This window comes from Paenibacillus pasadenensis (assembly GCF_023715725.1).
In the GTDB taxonomy this organism is placed as follows: Bacteria; Bacillota; Bacilli; order Paenibacillales; family Paenibacillaceae; genus Paenibacillus_O; species Paenibacillus_O pasadenensis_A.
Genome location: NZ_JAMBOT010000002.1, coordinates 788,838 through 812,379, shown reverse-complemented (window position 1 = coordinate 812,379; position 23,542 = coordinate 788,838). Strand labels below are relative to the sequence as shown.

Sequence of the window (23,542 nt, the reverse complement as noted above, 5' to 3'; positions counted from 1 at the left end):
ACTGCGGCGCAGGCCGTCTGCACCCGTCCCGGAGCGCCCGGCGATGAGCCGGACAGTGCCCTCTGTTACAAGGGCCCCGAGAGGAGCGGCTTATGCCGTTCAACGTAAGGTGGTACCGCGGAAGCTCCAAGCTTTCGTCCTTTAGTGGACGAAAGCTTTTTTTCATTTTATTTTGAATGGAGTCTGGCGGGAAGGAATCATTATAAGAATGCAGGAGTTGAGATTGCGGCATGAGCGGAGAAAGACGCATCGTCAAAATCGGGAGCAGTTCGCTGACAAGCCCCGAGGGCGGATTAAATAAGGAAAAGCTGGCCTTTTATGCCGCTGAGCTGGCCTCTCTGCACCGGCAGGGACATGAGGTGCTGCTCGTTACATCCGGCGCGGTCGCCGCAGGCTTCAAGGTAATCGGGTATGAGACGAGGCCGAAGCTGCTGCACGAAAAACAAGCTGCGGCTGCGGTCGGCCAGGCGCTTTTGATGCAGGCGTATCAGGAAGCGCTGGCGTCAGAAGGAATCCGCTGCGCGCAGCTGCTGCTGACAAGACCGGATTTCACAACCCGCGGACGCGGGCGCAACGCCATGATGACGATTGACGAGCTGCTGCGGCAGCGGGTCATTCCGATTATTAACGAAAATGATACGGTTTCGACCGACGAACTTAAATTCGGCGACAACGATATGCTTTCAGCGCTTGTCGCCAACCTGGTCGGCGCCCGTCAGCTTATTATCATTACGGATACGGACGGATTGTACACCGCCGATCCCCGCCATGATCCGAACGCCCGCAAAATAGAGCGTGTCAGCGAAATTACCGGCGAGCTGATGGGCCTTGCCGGCGGAGCGGGTTCTAGTGTCGGCACCGGCGGCATGCGCTCCAAAATCGAAGCAGCGCGGATTGCCATGCGCGGCGGAGTACCGGCATTTATCGGCCGTGTGCTGGAGCCCGGCGAGCTGCAGCTTGCTGCTGACGGCATTGGCAAAGGCACGTATTTTGACTCGCGGGAGCATCATCTGCCCGTCAAAAAGCAGTGGCTCGGCTTCCATTCCATGCCGAGCGGGCAAATCGCCGTTGATGAAGGCGCGGAGCGCGCGCTCATCAGCGGCGGCAAAAGCCTGCTGCCTGCCGGCGTCAGCGGCGTCAGCGGCGAATTCCATCCCGGCGACGTCGTAGAGGTGACGGACGCCGGGGGCAGGCTGCTCGGACGCGGCATCGTCAACTATGCCGCCTGGCAGCTGCGAGCAGCAGCCGGTCTGGGCTCCGACGAGGTTCGACGTCGGCTGGAGGTTACAAGGATTGAAGTAATCCATCGCGACGAATGGATTACTTTGGCTTAAGGCTTCGCCGTAAGGGCGTCAAACGACCTAACGACACCCCTTTAGCTCGGGGCACTCGCCGTAAGGGCGTCAAACGACCTTACGACACTGCTTTTAGCTCGATTCACTCGCCGTAAGGTCGTCAAACGACCTTACGACACTGCTTTTGGCTCGGTTCACTCGCCGTAAGGGCGTCAAACGACCTTACGACACTGCTTTTGGCTCGATTCACTCGCCGTAAGGGCGTCAAACGACCTTACGACACTGCCTTTAGCTCGGTTCACTCGCCGTAAGGTCGTCAAACGACCTTACGACTCTGCTTTTGGCTCGATTCACTCGCCGTAAGGGCGTCAAACGACCTTACGACACCCCTTTTGGCTCGGTTCACTCGCCGTAAGGTCGTCAAACGACCTTACGACTCTGCTTTTGGCTCGGTTCACTCGCCGTAAGGGCGTCAAACGACCTTACGACACTGCCTTTACACTTGTTAGCCGACTTGACTCTTTAAGTTCACAATCGAGCGAATGTCCGCAGCAGCGCAGCATTTCACTTTTGCCGCAACAGCGGCATTTAATCCATTTTCAACCCGTTGAGGAGGAACGATACATGAGCACCCAATCCACTACTTATGCTACACCGCAAGCCGAAGCGAGGGACAAAGCTTCAAGAGCGCGCAAAGCCGCATCCTCTCTCGCCATCTTGACAACCGGACAGAAAAATAACGCGCTGGAACGCATCGCGGAAGCCCTGCTTCAGCGCACGGCTGAGCTGCTCGACGCGAATGAGATCGACCTGCAGCGTGGACGCGATAACGGCACCGCCGCTTCCCTGCTGGACCGGCTGAAGCTGACCCCGGACCGCATCGCAGGCATCGCCGAAGGCGTGCGCCAGGTCATTGCCCTGCCGGACCCTGTCGGCGACACGGTGCAAAGCATCGAGCGGCCAAACGGGCTTCGCATTACGCAAGTGACGGTACCGCTTGGTGTCATCGGCATGATTTACGAGGCACGTCCAAATGTAACGGTTGACGCGGCGGCATTATGCTTAAAAACCGGCAATGCCGTCGTCCTTCGCGGCGGCAGCGCTGCTCTGCAAACCAATTTGAAGCTGGTTGAGGTGCTGCGCGGCGCTTTGGAACATTCCGACGTGCCGGCTGAAGCATTACAGCTGATTGAGGACCCATCCCGCGCTTCCGCCGATGCGATGCTCAAGTTGAACGGACTGCTCGACGTCATTATTCCGCGCGGCGGCGCAGCGCTCATCCGCAACGTCATCGAAAATGCGACTGTGCCCGTCATTGAGACCGGCGCCGGAATCTGCCATACTTATGTGCATGAAGACGCGGATGCGGACATGGCCTTGTCCATCGCCTTGAACGCTAAAGTGCAGCGCCCTTCCGTCTGCAATTCCATGGAAACGCTGCTGCTCCACTCCCGGTTTGCCGAGCAGCATATGCCGCGTTTTGCAGCTGCGATGAAGGAAGCCGGCGTTGAGCTGAAAGGTTCGCCGGATGCAATCAGGTTTGCTGGAGAAGCGGCTTCCATCGAGAGCGCAACCGAGGAAAACTATGCGACCGAGTACAACGATTACGTCCTGAACATTCGTGTGGTGGACGGCCTTGAGGCAGCGCTGGAGCATATCGAGCGTTTCGGCACCCGCCACTCGGAGTGTATCGTTACGGCAAGCGATGAAACGGCAGCAGCCTTTCTGAATCGCGTCGACGCCGCAGCGGTATACCACAATGCTTCTACCCGTTTCACGGACGGCTTCGAATTCGGCTATGGCGCCGAAATCGGCATTAGTACGCAGAAGCTGCATGTGCGCGGACCGATGGGTCTGCCGGCTCTCACCTCAACCAAATACCGCGTTCAAGGGAGCGGCCAGATTCGGGGCTGATTCCTAAACCTAACTCGAATTTATGAATGCTCAGTCCGCTGATTACACCAAGGAGGCTTAACAACGATGACATCGCATATTGCCGCAGATTCCGCTGCGGCTGCACATACAACCCGCCTGCAGCAGCTCCGCTTCTGTTTTTACGGAGCCGGCTCCATGGCTGAAGCTGTCGCGCGCGGCATGAAGGAACGCAGCCTATGCCCGCCGGAGCAGATTGGCATGTTTAACCGCAGCGGCGGCCCGCGTCTGGAGGAGCTGCGCAACCGCTACGGCGTTTCTACAGCGGAGTCCCCCGAGGATAAAGCAAAAATGCTGTCCGATGCGGACGTAATCGTGCTCAGCATGAAGCCGAAAGATGCAGAGGAAGCCATCCGTGCCGTAAGCGGCATTTTTCATGAAGGCCAGCTCATCGTGTCGATGATTGCGGGACTGTCCATCCGCACCATTCAAGCGCTGATCGGCAAGCCGCTGCCTGTCGTCCGCACAATGCCGAATACGTCCAGCTCCATCGGCCTTGGCGCAACCGGCATCAGCTTCTCTTCCGATGCAAGCGAGGAGCAGCGCATGATCGGCGAGCAGCTGTTCCGCTCGGTCGGTCTTACCGTGACGGTGGATGAGCCGCTGCTTGAAGCGGTAACCGGCGTTTCCGGCAGCGGACCCGCCTATCTGTACTACATCATGGAATCCATGATTCAGGCTGGCGTGGAGCTTGGCTTGGACAGCGGGCTCTCGCGTGAATTAACGGTGCAGACGATGCTTGGCGCTGCCGAAATGATGCGCGTTACCGGCGAGGAGCCTGCCGAGCTGCGCCGCCGGGTGACTAGTCCGGGCGGTACAACTCAAGCGGCAATTGCGCTCATGGAGGAGCATGGGGTCGGCCAGCATTTCCGCAGCGGCATGAAACGTTCCGCTGAGCGGGCCGCCGAAATTGGCCGTGATCTGGAAAGGAGTGTGCTTGGTGACAAAGCCTAATCTATCCGGCATGTGCGTCGCAACGTACCGGGTTCATGACGACAAGGCCGATTTTGCCAAAAAAGCTCTGTCCATTGCGGTAGGCCTGACGGTTGGCAGCTGGACGGACCTGCCTGAGCTGCGCAAAGCGGAGATGGAAAAACATCTCGGCCGCGTCGTCTCCATTGAGGAACACCAAGGTGACGGAGCTCCAGGCAGCCGTTATGCGGATATCCGCATCGCCTACCCGGATATTAACTTCAGCCGGGACATTCCCGCGCTGCTCGTCACTGTATTTGGCAAGCTTTCGATGGACGGGAAAGTCCGTTTGATCGATCTCGACGTATCGGAAGGTTTCCAAAGCGCGTTCCCGGGCCCGAAATTCGGCATACAAGGCGTGCGCGACCTGCTCGGCGTGCATGACCGTCCGCTGCTAATGAGTATTTTTAAATCCGTTATCGGCCACGATTTGAAAGGGCTGGAAGAGCAGTTCTATCAGCAGGCGCTTGGCGGCGTCGACCTGATTAAGGATGACGAGATCCTGTTTGAAAATGACGAGACCGGCATCAACCGCCGCGTGGCAGTCTGTATGGAGGCAGCCCGCCGAGCCTCGGAGCAGACCGGACAAAAGCTGCTCTATGCCGTCAATCTGACAGGACCGACAAGCAAACTGGCCGACCAAGCCCGCCTAGCCATATCGGAAGGAGCAAACGCGCTGCTGTTCAACGTGCTCGCCTATGGCTACGACGTCCTGCATGAGCTGAGCGCCGATCCGGACATCAACGTTCCGATCGCGGCGCATCCCGCCATGGCTGGAGCTCTCTATCCGTCGCCGCATTACGGCATTGCCGCCCCGCTGCTGCTCGGCAAGCTGATGCGTCTCGCCGGCGCCGATCTGGTGCTTTTCCCTTCCCCATACGGCTCGGTCGTCATGCCGAAGGAAGAAAATCTGGCAATCCGCGAGATGCTGCTTGACGAGAGCCGTGCGATGCGGACAAGCTTCCCGGTTCCGTCTGCGGGCATCCACCCCGGCCTCGTCCCGCTTATTTTGCGCGACTTTGGCATCAATTCCGTTGTGAATGCCGGCGGAGGCGTTCACGGCCATCCCGGCGGCGCAGCCGCAGGCGGTCAAGCGTTCCGCCAGGCGATAACGGCCGCAATGAACGGCGTGCCGCTGCAAACCGCAGCTGCTGAGCCAGGCCATGAAGCTCTTAAGGCAGCCGTTGACGCCTGGGGCGTCCGCGAAGTTTAACAAGCCGTTAAAGGATTCCGGCAACCGATTGGCCGCACGCATTCAAGCCGCGAGCCGGAATGCCCTCTGACGGTAATGAAAGAAGGCAAAACGCATGAACAAACAAGATGTCCTTTCAGATTCCCCCGCTGCGGCAGAACGATCCGAAGCGGTCAAACAACGCGTTATTTTCTGTGATTTTGACGGAACGATAACCGAAAACGATAATATCATCGCCATCATTAAACATTTCAACCCCGCTGGCTGGGAAGAGATCGCAACCGATACGATAGAGCAGCGGATGTCTATTCAGGAAGGCGTAGGCAAGTTGTTCCGCTTGCTGCCCGCCTCCATGAAGGAAGACGTCATTCGTTATTCCATCAGCAATGCGGTTATCCGCGGCGGTTTCCGCGAGCTGCTGGCCTATTGCCAGGAGGAAGAGATCGAGTTTTTTGTGACGAGCGGCGGCATCGACTTTTTTGTATATCCGCTGCTGGAGCCGTTTGGCATTCCGCAGGATCATATATACTGCAACAGCGCGGATTTTTCTGGAGATAACATCGAAATTTTATGGCCGCATACTTGCGACGAGCACTGTCCAAACGGCAGCTGCGGCATGTGCAAAACGGCGGTTATCCGCCAGTTTTCCGCCGAACGTTACGAGCGCATCCTGATCGGCGACAGCGTGACCGACTTTGAAGGCGCGAAGCTGGCCGATCAGGTATACTCGCGTTCACATCTTACGGTCAAATGCCGCGAGCTTGGACTTCCGCATCATGAATTCAGCACGTTCCACGACGTCGTCGACGATCTTAAGGAGCGGCAGCAAGCGAGGAAAGAAGGGAACTAAATGTCATATCAGGAATATCAGCCGAAGCTGGAAGAGAAACAGCGCGCATACAGCGAGCTGACCGAGGTCAAGGAGCTGTTCGCTTCACGCGGCTGGTTTGCCGGCACAAGCGGCAATCTCTCCGTGCGGGTTGGCGATTACAATCCCGGCAGCTTTCAGTTCGCCATTACGGCAAGCGGCAAAGACAAGTCGAAGTCGACGCCGGAGGATTTTCTGCTCGTTGACCAGAACGGCAAGCCTTGCGAGGCAACTTCTCTGAAGCCGTCCGCCGAGACGCTTATTCACTGCGAAATTTACCGGCTAACCGGAGCGGGAGCGATTTTCCACATTCACTCCGTGTTCAGCAATGTCATTTCCGAGTGGTTCTGGGAGCGGCGCGCCGTACCGGTAACCGGCGTAGAGCTTATCAAAGGTCTTGGCATTTGGGAAGAAGAAGCGCATATCGATATTCCCATCGTGCCTAATTACGCGGACATTCCGCGCATCGTGCCTGAAATTACCGATGTGCTAAACCCTCGCCTTCCCGGTGTATTGCTCCGTAAACACGGCATTTACGCCTGGGGTGCAGACGCCTTTGAGGCGAAGCGCCATCTGGAGTCTTTTGAATTCCTGTTTGAATATGTGTACCGCTGGGAGCTGCTGAGCAAGGGGCGTTCCTAAGCTTAACCCAAACAAGCCGTTACAAGCGAAGACAACTTCACTTGTAACGGCTTGTTTTATCTACACAAACTCCGCAGCCCGGATCAGCCGCTCCACTCCCTCTTCAAGACTTTTTTCACCGAGCAAGGAGTAACTGAGGCGAATCCGATCATCCATCTCTCCGATTGGATCACAGATGCTGCCGGGCACAAAAGCGATCGACTGTTCAAGACCCCGAGCCAGCAATAGCTCAGCCGACAAACCTTCGGGCAGCCGTACCCACAAATTCAACCCCCCGTCCGGACTTTCCCATTGCCATCCAGACCGGGCCAAAACACGCTCCAATGCTTCTTTGCGCAGCCGCACGGCAAGCCGGAGCTTTACGATATGCTCCTGCATTCTGGCTGAAAAAAAGAAGGACTGAAATATTTTCTGCCCGAGCAGCGGAGTGCCCGCGTCCGACAGCGCCTTAAGCGGAAAGATCGCCTCCATGACGGAGGGTCGAGCAATCAGGAAGGAGATACGGATGCCCGGGGCAATGTATTTGCTGTAGCTGCGAATATAAACGACAAAACCTTCCGTGTCGTAGTAAAACATCGGAGGCGGCGGCGGGTTATCAAAATACAGATCATAGTACACATCATCTTCGATCAGGATGCAGGAATAACGTTCTGCCAGCTCGATCAGCGCTTTGCGCTGTTCACCTGGAACGGTGTATCCGGTAGGGTTATGGAATGTTGGATTCAGATAAAACATCCGGGGCTTTTCCAGCCGCATCAGCTCCTCCACTCTCGCTAAATCAAAGCCCTCCGGAGTAAGCTCCACGGGAAGCATGCCGATGCCCTGCTGCCCAAAAATATCAATCGCCGGACTGTATGTCGGGCGCTCAATCAGCACCTTATCCCCCGGCTTGACCAAGGCTCGGGACACGAGATCGATCGCTTGTGAAGAACCGGTAGTAACCATAATCTCATCCGCTGCAACGACAATCCCGTACCGGTCCCGAAAATATTGTGCCATTCCCTCTCTCAAAGAGAGATCCCCCATGACGGTTGAATAGGTGCTGAGCACCATCGGATGCTGATCCAGAACCTCTTTGGCATGAGCGGCTAAAAAGCGGTTCGGAAGCAGCGCCGGATCAAGCAGAGCCTCGGACATGCGGTACTGCACGGGTTGACGATGAATATCGGACAAGCGGCTGCGATTTCGATAGCCGGGCCTTGCCGCATACGTCCAATGCTCCTCATGCTCTGAATCAGAGAACCCTGTCCCTGACTCTCGGCTTTTCACGAAATAACCGGATCGATACCTGGATGCCAGCAGCCCCGCTTGCTCCAGCCGGCTGTATGCCTTAAGCACCGTCAATCGATGCACGCCAAGCCGATCCGCCATGCTGCGGACAGACGGCAGCCGTTCTCCTTCCTTCCATTCGCCGGTTCGCAGTCCCTCCAAAACTGCCTGCTCCACCTTAAGCCTCATCGAACTCGATTCCAATGGCTTCATTTTGCTCATATTGATTCAACCACCTTATCCCTGTTCACTCATCTGGTCTAATCGTAGACGATCTGTTCTATTTGTCAACTGATATGATGCAGGTGGTAATGAAAGGGAGGCTGCAACATGGTTTGGTTCAACTATGCGCTTATGTGCGCTATATTCGGCACCACATTTTTTGCCATTAAAATTGGCGTGGAGGCCGGGCTGCCGCCGTTTCTGTCGGCCGGCATCCGGTTTGTTGCGGCGGGGGCCTTACTCTTTGTTTGGCTTTGGCTGCGGGGCAAAACAAACCTTTCGCTGTTGTGGCGCAAAGAAGTGCTGCTCATTGGAGCAGCCAGTACGTTCACCACATTTTCCACTCTGTATTGGGGAGAGCAGCATATTGAATCCGGGATGGCGGCCGTGTTGTCTGCGACCGGACCGATTTTCATTTTGCTTATGCAGTCGTTGGCCATGAAACAGCCCACCACGCGGCTGGACAAAATCGGCTGCGCACTGGGCTTCACAGGTGTAATCGTGCTTATGCTGCCTAAGCTGACAGGAAGCAGCGACAGCTTGTGGCTGATGGCCTGTCTGGTTGTTCTGCTTGGAGTAATCGGTTATGGGAGCGGGAGCCTTTTGACGCGCCGAATGCTTCTGCGGGAACCGGATTTGTCTCCAATTGCACTAAATTCAGCGCAAATGACCGCAGGAGGAAGCGGACTGCTCCTGATCTCTATTTTGACAGAGAGTCCTTCCTCCGCATCGCTCGAGCTTCTGCCTGCAGCAGGCTCGCTCCTTTATTTGATTGTAGTCGGCTCCATGCTCGGTCATAGCCTCTATGCCTGGCTGATTAAAGCTACAAACGCGTTTTTCCCATCGACCTGGCTATATGTATCTCCCATAATCGCTCTCACGCTTGGCGCGGTCATGTTCCAGGAACAAATAACCTTCGTCTCCATTAGCGGAAGCCTGCTGGTGCTTGCAGGCATCGCGGCACCAAGGCTGAAGGAATTGAAATCCGCTGTGAAAAAGCCTGCCCGTACCAAAAGGGCCGCCTAGATTCCGGCCCAGATAGTCGTTAAACCAAAAAAGAAGAGCGCCGTCAACGCCGCTCCATGAGCTCGTTTGCCGGCACTCCTCTATTTGCAGCAGCTTCCTGCTATGAACGGAAACCTTTCAAAAACTGAACGGCAGCCGCAATATCCTTCTCCGGCTGTGAGCCAACCTCACGCTCAATCGTCAAATAACCGGTGTAGCCGATGTCCTGCAAAGCTTGAAGATAGTTCTGCCAGTCGACACTGCCCTCGCCAAGCGGAACTTCGCGGAAATCCTCGCCTTCCTCGGCTTCGGCAGCCAGCTTTTCATGGCTCATCGCTTCATGCTCGTAACCAAGCATTCCGTACACCTTGCGCGGATCTACATAATCCTTCAGCTTCACGCCGTCCTTGGCATGCGTATGAACGATATAACGTCCGAGCGTATACACGCCTTGTACCGGGTCGTCGCCTGTCACCATAACCATATTGGCCGGATCAAAATTGACGGACAGCCCGTCCGTGCTCAGCTTGTCGAGGAACTGCTTCAGATGCTCGGCGCGCTCCGGTCCGGTTTCAATGGCAAAAAAGGCGTTTTTGCTGCTTGCATAACGGCTGATTTCATCGCAGGCTTGCAGCATGGTTTGGTAAATCTCGCTGTTTTCGTCGTCCGGCACGATGCCGATATGCGTCGTGACGATGTTGCAGCCGAGATCAAGCGCCAAGTCCAAAATGCGCTTGGATTTTTCGACCTTCCAGCCGTTTTCATTTTTGTCCTGGAAGCCGTGGCCTGCCAGATCGCCTACGAGCGCGGACACGGTGAGGCCCAGCGAATCGATATATTCGCGCAGCTCCTTGCGGCTGGCTGCATCAAGAATATCCGGGTCCATTTCTCCGGCAACCGCATAAATTTGAACGCCGTCCGCGCCTACTTCCTTTGCTTTACGAAGCCCTTCGCGCACGCCAAGCTGGAAGCTGTCGACGATAACGCCAATTGGATTATTTACGCTCATCTTTTTAACCGCCTTTTTGTCAGTATAGGACTACGTCCGATGAAAAGAACCCGCTGCGCTAAAAGCCGGCCCGTTGAACTCAGATTTCCAACTCTTATCTCTGCTCTACCTCCATTGTAAATCCAGCGCTGGATACGGACTAGAACAGCTATGCCGAGTAGTTGCACTTTTGTGCGGAGCGGAGCATATAAGCGAGCCTCTTTTGTGCAAACAGCTCCATAGCAATATTAGCTGAAACAGCCGTATTGCAAAAGCAAAGCCCGTCCGCAAAAAGACGGACAGGCTTGTGCTTTGATACATAACTTGAATATTAACCGACGGAAACCCACTCGCCGCGCTGGTCAGCGGAAGCGATTTCTGCACGCACGATCGTGATGGTGTCTTTTGTGCTTTGGCCGTCCGCTTCTTCGATAGGAGTGCCGTTCAGGAGCGATTCCACGAAGTACTTCAGCTCGTAGTAATACCCTTGGTTTTCCGACAGCTCGGCGACATAACCCGGAGCGTCGTTCGGGTTAACGCGGAGCTCGTTGTTTACGAACTGGACGTTGCCGTTCTCAAATGTGACGCGGAAGCCCATCTCGAAGCCAAAGTCGCCGTTGAGCGTCCAATCCACTTGCGTGTGGATGACGGCGTTTTGCGGATAACGGTAGTTCGTCGATACGATGTCGTAGCCGCTGCCTGGAATGACATTGACTGCGTTTGTCGAAACGGCTTCCGGCTTGCCAAACAGCCAGTTGACAACATCGGTATCATGCACGTGCATGTCGAGAAGCGCACCGCCGCCCTTGTCCTTTTGGAGCACCCATGGTCCCCAGCTTGGCGTGCCGCCGCCGCGGTAAAAATAGGCGTACGTGACTTTGCCGAGCGTTCCGTTGTCGATGAGCTTTTTGAGCTCGACGTATGCCGGCCAGAAGCGCAGGCATTGGCCGATCATAAGCGCTTTGCCGCTCTTCTCCGCCGCCTGGTTCATGACGTCGCATTCTTCGGTATCCATGGCCATTGGCTTTTCGCAAAGCACATGGATGCCAGCTTCCAGGCATTGAACGGTTACATCGCGATGCAGGAATGTAGGCAGTGTAATGTCAACCGCGTCCAGCTGCTCTTTTTCCAGCATTTCCGAGATGGAGGTGTACTGGGCAAACGCGCTCAGATCCACTACCGTGCTGCCTGCTTCGAGGTTGCCGCCGCCGCCGCCGCCCTGCAGCTTAACAGGGTCTGCGTCGCAGATCGCAACAACTTTGACCGCTACGCCCTCTTGCTCCAGGCGCAGATAGTTTTCCAGGTGGGCCCGTCCCATGAAGCCCAGTCCAATCATACCGATCCGAATCATTATCGTTTGCTCCTTCCGAGAATGGCGTCCATTGCCGCCGACGTGTTGTATACGATTTGAACGCTATGATGCGTATAAGGCGGAATCATCTCTGCCGTAACAAAGCTGTCGTAGCCGATCGCTTCCAGCTCGCGGACAACGGCCGGATAATTCACGTCGCCTGCAAGCAGATCGACAAAGCCGTGCAGTCCGCCCGCGTTGCGGCGGTAGTCTTTGAAGTGAACCTTTTTGATGCGGGAGCCGAGAATTTGAATCCAGTGTTCCGGATAACCGGAATAAACGACGTTGCCGACATCGAAGTAAGAGCCAACATAATCGGAGCCGACGGCATCGATGAAACCTCTCATTTCAAGCGGAGAGAGCAGGAATTTGTTCCACACGTTTTCCACGCCGATGTTTACTTTCAGCTTCTCGGCTTCGGAAGCGAGCTCCCGGAACGTTTCCAGAGCGCGGTCATAAGCTTTGTCGTATGCAACAACCGGCGCGTCAGGAATGAAGTCTACGCCTACGGCGCCAGGTACAACAAGAATCGTATCTACTTCAAGCAAAGCAGCCGTTTCGAGCTGCTTGCGGATAATGTCTTTGGCTTTTGTGCGGACCGATTCGCTGTCGCTCGTCGGAGGGTAGGCCCAATAAAGGCCGCTTGCAAGGCTGGACAGCTCCAGACCGGTATCGCTAGCCAGCTGTTTGTAGCCGAGAATTTCCTTTTCGCTGCTTTCCAGACTGAGCTGCCCCGTCTCCTCCAGCGCGAGCTCGATTCCGTCGAATCCGGCGTCCTTGGCGATGGCGATGCTTTGTTCAACCGTCGTGCCTGCCGGGAAAGACCATGCGTTAATGCCCTTTTTCATTTGATGCAGCCTCCTCTTCGGTTTCTTAGCGTTTATACTTGGATTATAGACGGAAGAAAGCGTTTTGAATTTATCATTTTGGCCGCTGTTTTTGCATTTTCGGCCTTTATTCGTGGTACGATGAAGTCATAACGTCCTGACGGAGGGAACCTATGACAACCTTTCATCCTTTGCGCCTGAGACAGGACCTTCAGGTGGACGAGCTGATATCATTTCATTATTTTGAATATCCAAAAGGGTACCTGTTCGAAGGCGAGTCTCATGATTTCTGGGAGCTGCTTTATGTCGACAAAGGCGAAGTTGAGGTGCGGGCCGACGACCGGCTGCTTATTTTGCAGCAGGGCAGCATCGTTTTTCATAAACCCGGGGAATTCCATACGGTGCGGGTAGGTAACGGGCATCGCCCGCCGAATCTGATCGTCATCGCCTTTACCTGCGACAGTCCGCTCATGGTTCAGCTTCACGACCGCGTCGGCATGCTGCAGGAAAAGGAGCTGGGCTGGCTGTCGCTGCTGCTGCAGGAAGGATTTGCGAGCTTCCTGCCCCCTTATCACGATCCTAAAGTGCATCGGCTGGAAAGAAATCCGCAAGCCCCGCCCGCATCGGAGCAAATGCTGCGGCTTTGCCTGGAGCTGCTGCTGATCAGTCAGATTCGCAGCGCGCAGTCTGCCGGCGAGCGGGATGGTAAACGCTCGTCCTCACCTGCTCCGGCGGCGCGTGCGGCCGGGCAGGAAACGTTTGACAAGCTTAAGGCCGTCATGCTTGAGCGTCTGGGCGAACCGCTGGCACTGGAGGATTTATGCCAGGCGGCGCATCTCGGACGCACTCGGCTGAAGGAGCTGGTGCAGCTGCATACCGGCATGGGGCCGATGGAGCTGTTCCGGCAGATGAAGCTGGAGGAAGCCAAATCGATGATCCGCGAACGCAGCTATAGCATGACGGAAATCGCCGCACGGCTTGGATATTCCAGCGTGCATTATTTTTCCAGAGAGTTCAAACGCTCCACCGGTATGCCTCCGTCTGAGTACGCACGTACGGTAGAGGCGGCAGCGGGAATGAAATCCCGCTAATGTCCGCAACGAACAAAGCCTCTGCACCCGGCTAAGGGTACAGAGGCTTCTTCTTTTACTCCATGCATGGGCAGTCGCCAAATTAGTTTCGGGTGTAATTTTGCTCAACAATAATAGCGGTATCCTGCAGCTGGATGTCCTCGAGTTCGTCCAACGTCAACGGTTCAAGAGATTCGTTCCACGTTTTTAATTGGGCTGCAGTGGACATTGTCGTCAGCTCGACGGCAATTTCTTCACTTGGCGAATTCATGCCGTCGCTCACATCCCATACTTCAAAAGCTGTCTTTTCGTTTGTATTCTGCTTCACGTCATTCAGCCCGTTATGCGTCAGCCTGTTTTTAATCTGATCCGACAGCCACAGTCCGCCAACAGGCGGTTGATCATTGTTCCCGGCATTTCGTGCAAAATTAATCCGGAAGGTCAGGTCGTCAAAGGTGACGGACGGGAAATAACTGTTTACGATTGCTCTGAATTTGACGTTCAGATTTTGATCAACCATTTGATTCACATTTGTTCCCCATTGCAGCATGAGGAAAGGAACATAGCCTTTTTTCGTTTCATAAAACGGATGGGCGCTCATATAAGGATTGATCGAAACGCCTTCCAGCGGAATGTTATTTTTTTTGAAATAAGACAACATGGAATGGGACGCCATTTCCCACAGGCCGCTTATTACGGAATCAATTTTGTTCAGAGTAGGCACGGAGCTGCTTGCGGTGCTGATGTAATTGTTAAACTGCGCCGTTAAAATTCCGCTCTCCCAGTCTTTCAAATTTTCAAAGCTGCCTAAGCTGTAGCTGTTGAAGTCTTTTATCTTGGTGTTCATATTGATCAGGTTCTGGGTGGCGGACACTCCGGCAAAATTAAATCCTAAATAAATATCGCCATTTTGGGTCGGTCCAGGCTGCGAATCAGCTGTAAGCACTTTTTTGACGAGGCTTTCCCCGCCGTTCCCTTTGGCTCCGACAAAGACGATGTTTTTAACCTGATGATTCTGGAGAAAATCCACATAGGCTGGAGGCAGGTCCAGCAGCTCAATCCAGGCCACGCCTTCATTAACGGACGCATCCGCGCCAAACATGCTGTAAACCGAAAGCCCTTGCTTGCGGGAATAGTCGTGAACGGATTTAATTTCCTGAACGGTATCCGCGCTGACGAGGAAATGTGTCGGCAAAAACGGAGCGTTCAGCGTTTTGGACAGATAAGGGGCTCCAAAACTTCCCGTACCGATAATAACCGTATCAAATACGGTGCTGCTGCCAAATTCCTGATCGTAAAAATCAACGGTTTGCTGCACGGAATCAACTAAAAACGAAGGTGTCGCATGGATGGAAGTGAGCATCCCGCCGTTTGTGTTCCACATTTGCGAGGTGCCCGCACCGATGGACTCCGCCGCTTTTTCAACCGCAACTCCAGCGCTCATATCTCCGTCGAGTTTGTACACCGGCAAGCCGTTATAAGTATCCCTTGCTACCGAATAAACGTATTTCTCGTCGGTATTTTTAATTCTGAAAAAGGTCTGATAAGATTCCCATGAGCTTCCATCGCTGAAGTTGTACTGAACATGCAGCGCATACGATCCAAGCGCCGTCATATTGTCTATGTTCAGGATGGAAATATTGGAGCCGGTATACGTTTGCCCTGGCGACAAATTCACATTGGCCGCTACCTGCTGCTCCACAAACAGGTTATAGGGGGATGTAAGTCCGATTACTTTAGCTTTTACGCTTGTGATGTTGTAGCTGTAAGATGGGGAATTGTTTTTCAGCTGGTAGTTCAGCTTTACGGTATCGCCCGCCGAATACGACACTTTGTCCAATGAGGCCGATTGCAGCTTCACTTGCGGATCTGTCTGCATGGTGCTTACCGGATGCCCGTATGCTTTAAAATCCGTCATATGAGCAATACCGTTTGCGGAACCTAACGTATAGATAACGCGGATATATCGTGCTGCGACCGATACGTTATAAACATCGCCTCCATTGGAAGCGGCGGAATTGCCGCCTTTGATGGCAATCGGATTCCAGTTCACCCCGTCCATGCTGCCAACGATATGATATTGATAAAATCTCGTGCCATCAACATAGTTGCGCACTACGATTTGAGAGATATGATTCTGTCCTTCCAAATCAATTTGCCACCAGGTTTTTTTGCGTTCGTCCGTAATAACGGAGCCCCAATAACCGTTGTTGCTCGAATCCGCATCGTTGGCCAGCTCCGGCCCGTTTCCAGCTTCGGAATTGAGCGCGGTTACCGGCTTTCCTTGGCTAAGCAATGTCGCGTTTGCCTGTACCGGCTTTTGAGCCGGCAGCAATGCGAGGACCGATACAAACAAAAGAAGCGCCGCCAGCTTGACCGCAATGAATCTGTTCATGGAATTTATCATCTTTGACCTCCTACAATTAGGAATGCGTTCTGCTCATCCAGAAATTAGGTTGTTGAAACAGCGACTGCCTAAGACGTGATTGCTCCCCCTCTCCTGGAGACTTATTGAATCTAAAACAATTGTAAACAAAAAGACCTTTTCCAAAGTGAGGAAAGGTCTTTGTTTTGGTGCATATTTATCTTCAACTTTCCATCAGGCAAACCTATAAAACAGACAATAATGTACTTTTTTCAGGACAAAAGTGCACCTTATTTCGAAACCGCCCGTTCACTGGAATAAACCGGAAGCAGCAGAACTACTGTCGTTCCTTCACCAACCTTGCTTTGAATCTTCATATCCGCATACTCGCCGAATTCAAGCACCATACGCCGCACATAAGCCAAGCCGATCCCTGAAGCGCCTGGAGCCTCTTCATCTTTCCGATTCAGAATACGGGCGATTTCCGCCTCTTCCATTCCTCTTCCGTTGTCCTCCACCCGGATTAAAACCTGATGTTCTCCCATCTTGGAAATGGTCACAACAATCGTCCCGTGGTCGGAAAGGCCGTGATAGATCGCATTTTCGACAATCGGCTGCAGCACAAATCGCGGAATCGGCAAATCCAGCGTATCGGGCTCGGCATTCAGCCGAATATGAAACTGAAACTGGTAACGATGCTCCTGAATTAACGTGTAGCTTTTCACATTCTCAATTTCACTGCGGATCGTTGCCGGCCCGCTTTTTCCCAAATTATAATGCAGCACTTTAATTAACGCGGAGATGAGGGTATCCATTTGGCTGTATCCGTCCATTCGGGCGGTCCACCTCAGCGTATCAAGCGTATTGTGGAGAAAATGAGGATTGATCTGGTACATCAGCTTTTCAATTTCGAGCTGTCCCTTCCGTTTTCCTTCCGCCTCTAGCTCCCGCATCAGACTCCCCATTTTTTCTCTCATCCCATAAAAGTCCTGCATAATGGATTCAAACTCGATCATAGTAAAGGATTGTTTGGGCTCATCCCATTTTTCATGTTTGACGCTGCGGATGTTCTGGCTGAGCTGCCGCATCGGACCATAGAGCGAACGCCAAATAAGGCGCGCAATGACAATGCCGATCATTAACGTCAAAATAGCCGAACCAGCAAACCGGATCATCCAGCTCTGCACTTCAGATTCGTATTCTTTTTTGGAAATGGCCGCAACAACCTTCCAGTTCTGGCTGCCGGTTTCCTCAAATAAATAATTGCGGCTCATCCCGTCCCTGGATCCGGCGGAAGCCTGATAGTTCGAACCGACCGGGAAGTCAGACGGTTTCTGGCTGTACGTCACCACTCCGGTATGATCAACTATGAGATGCGAAACATTCAGCCCGAACGAGCCGCTGTCCAAAAGATCGTCCTCCAGTCTTAGCGCCGACTCAATATACACATATAAGCTGTCGGTATAGGGCGCCTCGACCTTACGCACAATGGACATCACTTCCTTGTTCTGCATCGACGACTGAGATTGATGCGGGCCGTAATAGGTAATATCCCGATAACGGTCGAATACGGGAAGCTCGCGGACTTTAAATTCGTCCAGCACCGGATAGTTAGGCAATAAATATTCGCCGCTGCCCTCAATAAAATAAAACATTAGACCGGCCGAAGGATTCGTAAATTGAATTAAATTCAACTTTGCTTGAATTTTGTCATAAACCATTTTTTTGTCCAGCGATGAGGACTGCATGTATTGCTCCAGTTCTTTGTTAAGCCCGCTGTCGAACGCAAGCTGCTGGGACACCTGGTTCAACTGCCTCAGCAATTCATCCAGCGACAGGCGAACCTGATGCAGATTCGTTTTAATTCCCGTCTGCGTCTTGTTTTCGAGAATGGAATTCATGGAATAGTATGAAATGCTGCCGATCAAAATAATTGGAGCCAACACGCTCAAAACAAGCAGAAGGATCAGCCTCTGTTTCAGCGAGTATGGCTTTAGGTCGATGCGCAGCGAAAATAAAGGGTACATGTTGACCGATAACCTCCCCGATTACAGCGTTTAGGATAAGGCACGGTACTCGCGCGGCTGCAGTCCAACCACCTTGCGGAAAACTTTGCAAAAATACTTTTCATTCGGGTAGCCGGATTGATAAGCAACCCAGCTGATCGGCTTGGACGATTGTTTTAATAACGTTTTGGCGTGACTGATTCTTACCATTCGTAAATACTCATTAAACGTATGCCCCGTAATATCATGAAAACAGCGGCTAAAATAACTTCTGCTCATATTGGCAAATTTAGCGGCATCCATGATTGATAGTTCTTTTTGAAACTCATTTTCCATAAATTGAACCGTTTTCATAATTTCTCGGATTATTTCATCGGAATATTCAGTTAATTTATAGACGGATTTGATTTTTTTGCGTACATGTCCAAGCCATTCCACCAAGTCCTGCCACACCGGAAACGGAACGATTTCGTTATTTTCAACAAAAGAAACGCCGAATCTCTCCTGCCACTTCGCAGAAACTGCAAAAAAATAGGACTCCAGCAGGGAGCGGTCCGGCCTCAGATCATATAATCGTTGCAGCAGGACTTCAAAAACGGTATCATCGGTTATCCAGTCCAACAAAGCCCACTCGTTATTTTGCGCTAACAATAGATGACGGCTGTTTTCCCCCGGGACGGCTGCTGCTGTGTAAGGCTGGGTATAATAAGGACAATCCCTGTCGTAGATAAAATAAAGCGAGTCCGTAAACTGTTTCATAGGTGTTCGGAGCCGGTTCCTGTCATGGCCTCGAATTCCGGTCCACTCCACGATGGCCCAATAACGGGGCAGCTTGATTTCCAATAGGTATGCCTTAACATCTGTTTGGTGATTCATATCTTCCAGCCACCACAGATTGCGGTCTATCCACTGAACGTTCAGTGCAAACAGCGACGTTTGATTTTCTTGAGGCTCTGCGTCATTGCATTCATCTCCCAAATAATACAACAGGTAACCATGATCATGCGTCAGCCTGTTCGTGGCTCCGGTTCCGTTAACTCGGCCGATTCGAGCCAGTATTCTTTCCAATACAGCATCCATCTGCTCCAAGGAGAAATCCGCTTTAATCATATAATCCAGCGCCCCTATTCGCAGCGCTTCTTGGATATACTCAAACTCCTCATGGAACGTAAGCACAACCTGTCCGATATGCGGGAATTTAACATTAACTTGACGCATAAGCTCGAGGCCGCCCATCACCGGCATCAACAAATCGGTAAACAAGAGATCGACATCGTTGTGCTCCAAAAATTCAAGCGCCTGTTCGCCATTTATCGCTTCTCCCGCCACCTCAAGCCCATACCTTTGCCAGGGCATCAGGCTAATGAATCCGCGACGCACGAGGTGGTCGTCCTCCACTACAAGAACTCTCATCGATCCATCTCCCAGCAGTAAATGTTGTCGTCCTTATAGTCGGTTTATGCAGTGCCTTCAATCGCAAAACTATGTTACCATAACAAGGTTAAAGCTGAATACTTGACTTTTGATTTGGTTATAACTAAACTGGTTACAACGAGAGGGTGAGCAACATGAAAAAAATCAGCTCGCGTTTTTCCATCGCCGTTCATATTCTTTCCCTGATTTCCATGCTGCCAATGCCAACCGGGGATCTCATTGCAGCTAGCGTTAATACGAATCCGGTTATCATCCGTAAAATTATCGCCCAGCTCAAAAAAGCCGGTTTAGTGAATGTGCGTGCCGGGACTGGCGGAGCGTCATTGAGCAAAACTCCCGCTGAAATTACGCTGCTTGACGTTTATCGCGCCGTAGAGGTGGTAGATGGCAACGAGCTGTTTAATTTCCACGAGCATCCTAATCCTGCCTGTTTTGTCGGTGCCAATATCGAAAACGCGCTGCGGGAATCGATGCTGTCCGCACAAGCGGCAATGGAGCAGGAATTGGCCAGCGTGACGATTGAAAGGTTGGCGAACAAAATCGTTGCCTGCGGTCAACGTTCTGGCTGGGCAGATCAGGGAAGCGTATAACGGCGCAAAAAAAGCGATAAAATAAGCTCTTGAATGAGCTATTTTTTTCACACCCGTTGTAACTGAATTGGTTATAACAATCTCGAACTACGAAATTTGGAGGAAAAAATTATGAAAATCGGAATTATCGGAGCAAACGGCAAAGCTGGAAGCCTTATTATGAAGGAAGCGCTCGAAAGAGGCCATGAGGTTACGGCAATTGTTAGATCCGCCGCTAAAGTGACTCAATCCAATGTTGATGTGTTGGAAAAAGACATTCATAGTCTTACCTCAACTGATTTACAGCCGTTCGACGTTGTCGTGAATGCGTTCGGGGCCCCTATGGGACAGGAGCAGCTTCATGTTGAAACCGGACGTGCCCTTATCCGCGCACTGGAAGGCGCTACGAATACTCGGCTCATCGTCGTCGGCGGAGCAGGCAGCCTGTATGTTGATGAGGCCAAAACGACACGGCTGATGGATACGCCTGATTTCCCTGAATTTGTATACCCGACCTCGATGAATATGGGCAAAAACCTGCAGGATTTACAGGAAGCATCCTCGCTGACCTGGACGTACTTAAGCCCTGCCGGTTATTTTGATCCGCAAGGCAAGCGCACTGGCGCTTATACAAAAGGAAAAGATCATGTTATGGTGAACAGCGCCGGACAAAGCTACATCAGCTATGCCGACTACGCAATCGCCTTGCTGGATGAAATCGAGAACCCTCAGCACCTGAACGAGCGGTTTACGATTGTTGGCGAAGCGGAATAACGTACGAGGTGCAATAGATTTAACAAAATTAGAAGCAGCCGATGGCTAATAGCCATTAGCTGCTTCTGGTTTGTTGTAATTACTTATTTCACCGCGCCCATCCAGGTGCTGATCGTTTTCCGCTGATGAGGCAGCGGTTCATGAAGCTTGCCGTCATCAACTAGATGCTTCAGGATATATGCGCTCATCACACCGCCATAAACTTGACCACGAATTATCAAAATTCAGATCTCTCCAGTCTTTACGCTCGCTCCAATATGTATTGAGCTGCCACAGATACAGCGGGCTTCCGGCTCGGTAACGCACCATAGTTCCACAGATGGAATAGTGCTGCGGGTTGTAGCTCAACTCCGGTCGCCTGTCCTGCTCAACGGAGGCAAAAGCAATGTAATGACCGCCGTCCTTCCGTTTTGGTTCATAACACTGGTTGGCTACAGGTTCAGGCAGTCCGATAATTTCGGTAGGCGCTGGGATATACGATCTTTTTTTTAGCCAATTGACCCATGTATATTTTGCGAACGTCCATACGTAGGCATCCAGATTTGTTATAAACGCCCCGGAAGATACTGACTTGAACAGCTGAAGCATAATTTCCTGCGCCAGATCCTCCGCTTCTTCCCTCTGCCTGACCTTGTTCAATGCATACCCGAAAATTGGCTTCGCATAAGAGCGTAATATGTCGTACTGCTGCCTGTCCGTCTGTTTCATCCAATGCCTCCTGCTGCAAATGAGTACCGTCATGTATTACGTGTGCTGGTTATTAGAAAAGGTTGGATATTTTTTTAAATTATACGTTGCCTGAATATTTTCGTAAAAGAATGCCAAAAAACCGGCCCCTGAACGGCGCCGGTTCTAATTTGATGAGGCAGTTAAATCATTTCGTTTTCTTCGTCCAAAACGTTAGCTTGGAGCTTTGCCGCCAAATGTTTGACTTTATCGATGAACTCCTCTTCGTAAGGAACACAGATCTCTCCATCCCGGTATTTAAACCAGACCGTGCAGCCTTCTTCAAACTCCCAAGCGGCCATACCCTCTCCCTCAACGCTAATCGTAATTCCAGCAGGTGTCATTATTTCAGCTGCTTTAACCATTGTCATATCGCTTTCTTCAAGCACAACGTTTTTCCATTCTTGAAGACTAATTGGCGTTTCATCGCTTTCAAACCATCTGGCCGCCCTTGTTATATGTAAATTCATCTCATCCATCACCTTTCGTTTAAATGAAAAAAGACGAGACAATGATGATCATTGTCTCGTCCAACAGGCTTGTCCTTATCATGCACAAACCTGCAGTATTACTCGGCAGGAGGCGTGAAGCTGCGCGCTGCAAATTCCGCATCCAGCATATAAAAAGCGTTGCTGTCGGATTCGATCCGCTTGAGCTTTTGGATGATGCCATCGAACAGGGCTTCTTCTTCAACCTGCTCGTCGATGAACCACTTCAGGAAGTAAATCGTCGCATGCTCACGCTCGTCTAAAGCAAGGTCAGCCAGGTGATAGAAGTTTTTCGTGTTCTGCTTCTCATGGTGGTAGCCGTGCTCGAATACATCAAGCATGTTGCGGTATTCGTTTTTGGGCTCCGGCATCGATTGCAGCGTTGCGCGGCGTCCGCGGTCGTTGAGGAACTTATAAATCTTCATTGCATGGAAACGCTCCTCCTCCGCCTGCACGAGGAAAAAGTTCGAGAAGCCCTCCAGGCTTTCCCCGGAGCAGTAAGCCGCCATCGCGAGGTACACATGCGCGGAATAAAACTCAAAGTTCATCTGTTCGTTAAGCGCAACCGCCAGCTTGTCGTTCATTGGAAATCCCTCCTAAGAAGATTTAAGTCTCTTGAGCACGCGTTTAGCGAGCTTGCCCGGCTTTGCCGCAGAGACTGTCTTACCCTTTATAACGGCAAAACACCGCTCTTTGCAAAGCCGGCAGCTGCCAAGACAGTCGGCTTTTTTGAGCTTCAAATCCGGCTCATCCTTGAGCTTGCGGAAAGCGGACTTGGACATTCGGCTCAAATTTTTACGGCAAAATCGAACCTTCATCGCCCGGGCCTCCTCCAGCCTGAGGAATTAAAAACAGCGGATCAGCCCTTGCCTGCACCGCCCCGGAACTTGCGGCTGTGTACGCGCGCCTCCTCCGGCGTGCTTACCCGATTGCGGCTCCACTCAAGCAAAATCCGGTCGATGTACGTAAAATGCAGCTTTCCGGCAAATACGGCCTCGCGCAGCGCAAAGCGGATCAGCTCGTCGCTGTATCGATCGTGATCCAGCCAGCTGCTGATGCGCTCAAACTCCATCGGCGAAAGCGGACGGCCGAACTCCTGCTCAAATACCGAGAATAAGTTTTGCTCCTGATCAAGAGCCGGACGGGCATGCGCCGGTTCCTCTTTTGCAGTCTGGCTCTCCGCCGCTGCTGCCCAAACCGCTGCGCGCTCCAGCCAGCCCTGCCAATTGTAGCGCTCGTAACGGACGCCGCTTACGGAATCCAAAGCGTCGTCAATACTTAGAAATCCTTCTTTTAGCAGCCGGCCGAGCTGCATCTGCACCGATCTGGCGGAAATGCCGAGCCGCTCGCCTAACTCCTCCGGCGTCGGAAAATCCTTTCGCTCGGAATCCCGGAACGCCATCAGCTGCAGCAGCAGCATAAAGTCGGTGTCGCTTAAGCCCAGCTCGCGGTAAGAGCGGAGCAGCAGCGAAGGCAGAAACACGCCCCGGTCCCCCATCAGGGAGGCCAAGGCGCGGGTGTAAGCGGCTGAAAACTCCCCGCTCATC

General features: G+C 52.6%; 22 protein-coding genes. 10 read left to right on the top strand and 12 right to left on the bottom strand.

The genetic code is table 11. The features are described from left to right. Positions 1-230 precede the first annotated feature (230 nt). The 6 genes from proB (at position 231) to mtnB (ending at position 6,901) form a co-directional block, all read left to right on the top strand. Complete coding sequence (proB, locus tag M3223_RS09195) at positions 231-1,334, top strand: glutamate 5-kinase (RefSeq protein WP_251560967.1); 1,104 nt, start codon at positions 231-233, stop codon at positions 1,332-1,334. 585 nt (positions 1,335-1,919) lie between these two features. Further along, positions 1,920-3,209: a glutamate-5-semialdehyde dehydrogenase gene (locus M3223_RS09190; protein WP_251560966.1), complete on the top strand. Its 1,290-nt coding sequence runs from the start codon at positions 1,920-1,922 to the stop codon at positions 3,207-3,209. A gap of 66 nt (positions 3,210-3,275) precedes the next feature. Then, positions 3,276-4,181: a pyrroline-5-carboxylate reductase gene (proC, locus tag M3223_RS09185; protein ID WP_251560965.1), complete on the top strand. Its 906-nt coding sequence runs from the start codon at positions 3,276-3,278 to the stop codon at positions 4,179-4,181. A gap of 10 nt (positions 4,182-4,191) precedes the next feature. Continuing rightward, positions 4,192-5,412, top strand: a complete 1,221-nt coding sequence (locus M3223_RS09180) for a 2,3-diketo-5-methylthiopentyl-1-phosphate enolase (protein WP_251561026.1) — start codon at positions 4,192-4,194, stop codon at positions 5,410-5,412. A 94-nt stretch (positions 5,413-5,506) separates the two neighbouring features. Continuing rightward, the gene (locus tag M3223_RS09175; protein WP_251560964.1) at positions 5,507-6,241 is read left to right on the top strand and encodes a 2-hydroxy-3-keto-5-methylthiopentenyl-1-phosphate phosphatase; all 735 of its coding nucleotides are present in this window, start codon (positions 5,507-5,509) and stop codon (positions 6,239-6,241) included. Next, positions 6,242-6,901, top strand: coding sequence for a methylthioribulose 1-phosphate dehydratase (gene mtnB, locus M3223_RS09170; protein ID WP_251560963.1), 660 nt, complete (start codon positions 6,242-6,244; stop codon positions 6,899-6,901). 60 nt (positions 6,902-6,961) lie between these two features. Here the strand turns inward: mtnB and M3223_RS09165 are convergent, their stop codons facing one another. Then, the gene (locus M3223_RS09165; RefSeq protein WP_251560962.1) at positions 6,962-8,392 is read right to left on the bottom strand and encodes a PLP-dependent aminotransferase family protein; all 1,431 of its coding nucleotides are present in this window, start codon (positions 8,390-8,392) and stop codon (positions 6,962-6,964) included. A gap of 108 nt (positions 8,393-8,500) precedes the next feature. Here M3223_RS09165 and M3223_RS09160 point away from each other — a divergent pair, with 108 nt between their 5' ends. Further along, on the top strand, positions 8,501-9,418 hold the full coding sequence (locus M3223_RS09160) for a DMT family transporter (protein WP_251560961.1): 918 nt from the start codon (positions 8,501-8,503) through the stop codon (positions 9,416-9,418). A gap of 100 nt (positions 9,419-9,518) precedes the next feature. Here the strand turns inward: M3223_RS09160 and M3223_RS09155 are convergent, their stop codons facing one another. From M3223_RS09155 to M3223_RS09145, 3 genes are all read right to left on the bottom strand, one after another. Then, on the bottom strand, positions 9,519-10,406 hold the full coding sequence (locus M3223_RS09155) for a sugar phosphate isomerase/epimerase family protein (RefSeq protein WP_251560960.1): 888 nt from the start codon (positions 10,404-10,406) through the stop codon (positions 9,519-9,521). A 310-nt stretch (positions 10,407-10,716) separates the two neighbouring features. Beyond that, positions 10,717-11,736, bottom strand: a complete 1,020-nt coding sequence (locus M3223_RS09150; RefSeq protein ID WP_251560959.1) for a Gfo/Idh/MocA family protein — start codon at positions 11,734-11,736, stop codon at positions 10,717-10,719. Next, entirely contained in the window at positions 11,736-12,584 is an 849-nt protein-coding gene (locus M3223_RS09145) for a sugar phosphate isomerase/epimerase family protein (RefSeq protein WP_251560958.1), read from the bottom strand. Before M3223_RS09145 ends, M3223_RS09150 begins: the two co-directional genes overlap by 1 nt. A 152-nt stretch (positions 12,585-12,736) precedes the next feature. On the opposite strand from M3223_RS09145, the gene M3223_RS09140 reads away from it, so the two are divergent. Further along, positions 12,737-13,654 carry an AraC family transcriptional regulator gene (locus M3223_RS09140; RefSeq protein WP_251560957.1) on the top strand — a complete coding sequence of 306 codons (918 nt, stop codon included), beginning with the start codon at positions 12,737-12,739 and terminating at the stop codon, positions 13,652-13,654. A gap of 82 nt (positions 13,655-13,736) precedes the next feature. Here M3223_RS09140 and M3223_RS09135 read toward each other — a convergent pair whose 3' ends face one another. The 3 genes from M3223_RS09135 to M3223_RS09125 all read right to left on the bottom strand — a co-directional run bounded on the left by M3223_RS09135 (position 13,737) and on the right by M3223_RS09125 (position 19,417). Next, positions 13,737-16,040 carry a discoidin domain-containing protein gene (locus M3223_RS09135; protein WP_251560956.1) on the bottom strand — a complete coding sequence of 768 codons (2,304 nt, stop codon included), beginning with the start codon at positions 16,038-16,040 and terminating at the stop codon, positions 13,737-13,739. Between the two features lie 248 nt (positions 16,041-16,288). After that, the gene (locus M3223_RS09130) at positions 16,289-18,025 is read right to left on the bottom strand and encodes a sensor histidine kinase (protein ID WP_251560955.1); all 1,737 of its coding nucleotides are present in this window, start codon (positions 18,023-18,025) and stop codon (positions 16,289-16,291) included. 30 nt (positions 18,026-18,055) lie between these two features. Continuing rightward, positions 18,056-19,417 (bottom strand): helix-turn-helix domain-containing protein, encoded by a 1,362-nt coding sequence (locus tag M3223_RS09125; protein WP_251560954.1) that lies wholly within the window; start codon positions 19,415-19,417, stop codon positions 18,056-18,058. 155 nt (positions 19,418-19,572) lie between these two features. Between M3223_RS09125 and M3223_RS09120 the strand changes: the two genes are divergently transcribed. Together M3223_RS09120 and M3223_RS09115 are read left to right on the top strand one after the other, a co-directional pair. Then, complete coding sequence (locus M3223_RS09120) at positions 19,573-20,028, top strand: Rrf2 family transcriptional regulator (protein WP_251560953.1); 456 nt, start codon at positions 19,573-19,575, stop codon at positions 20,026-20,028. Positions 20,029-20,139: 111 nt separating this feature from the next. Continuing rightward, entirely contained in the window at positions 20,140-20,781 is a 642-nt protein-coding gene (locus M3223_RS09115) for an NAD(P)-dependent oxidoreductase (RefSeq protein WP_251560952.1), read from the top strand. Between the two features lie 156 nt (positions 20,782-20,937). Here M3223_RS09115 and M3223_RS09110 read toward each other — a convergent pair whose 3' ends face one another. The 5 genes from M3223_RS09110 to M3223_RS09090 form a co-directional block, all read right to left on the bottom strand. Next, entirely contained in the window at positions 20,938-21,489 is a 552-nt protein-coding gene (locus M3223_RS09110) for an RNA polymerase sigma factor (protein ID WP_251560951.1), read from the bottom strand. Positions 21,490-21,650: 161 nt separating this feature from the next. Next, positions 21,651-21,977 carry a hypothetical protein gene (locus M3223_RS09105; RefSeq protein WP_251560950.1) on the bottom strand — a complete coding sequence of 109 codons (327 nt, stop codon included), beginning with the start codon at positions 21,975-21,977 and terminating at the stop codon, positions 21,651-21,653. Between the two features lie 98 nt (positions 21,978-22,075). After that, positions 22,076-22,579, bottom strand: coding sequence for a ferritin (locus tag M3223_RS09100; protein WP_251560949.1), 504 nt, complete (start codon positions 22,577-22,579; stop codon positions 22,076-22,078). Positions 22,580-22,591: 12 nt separating this feature from the next. After that, positions 22,592-22,813, bottom strand: a complete 222-nt coding sequence (locus tag M3223_RS09095) for a DUF1450 domain-containing protein (RefSeq protein ID WP_251560948.1) — start codon at positions 22,811-22,813, stop codon at positions 22,592-22,594. Positions 22,814-22,854: 41 nt separating this feature from the next. Continuing rightward, positions 22,855-23,541, bottom strand: coding sequence for a DnaD domain-containing protein (locus M3223_RS09090; RefSeq protein ID WP_251560947.1), 687 nt, complete (start codon positions 23,539-23,541; stop codon positions 22,855-22,857). Position 23,542: the final 1 nt, after the last annotated feature.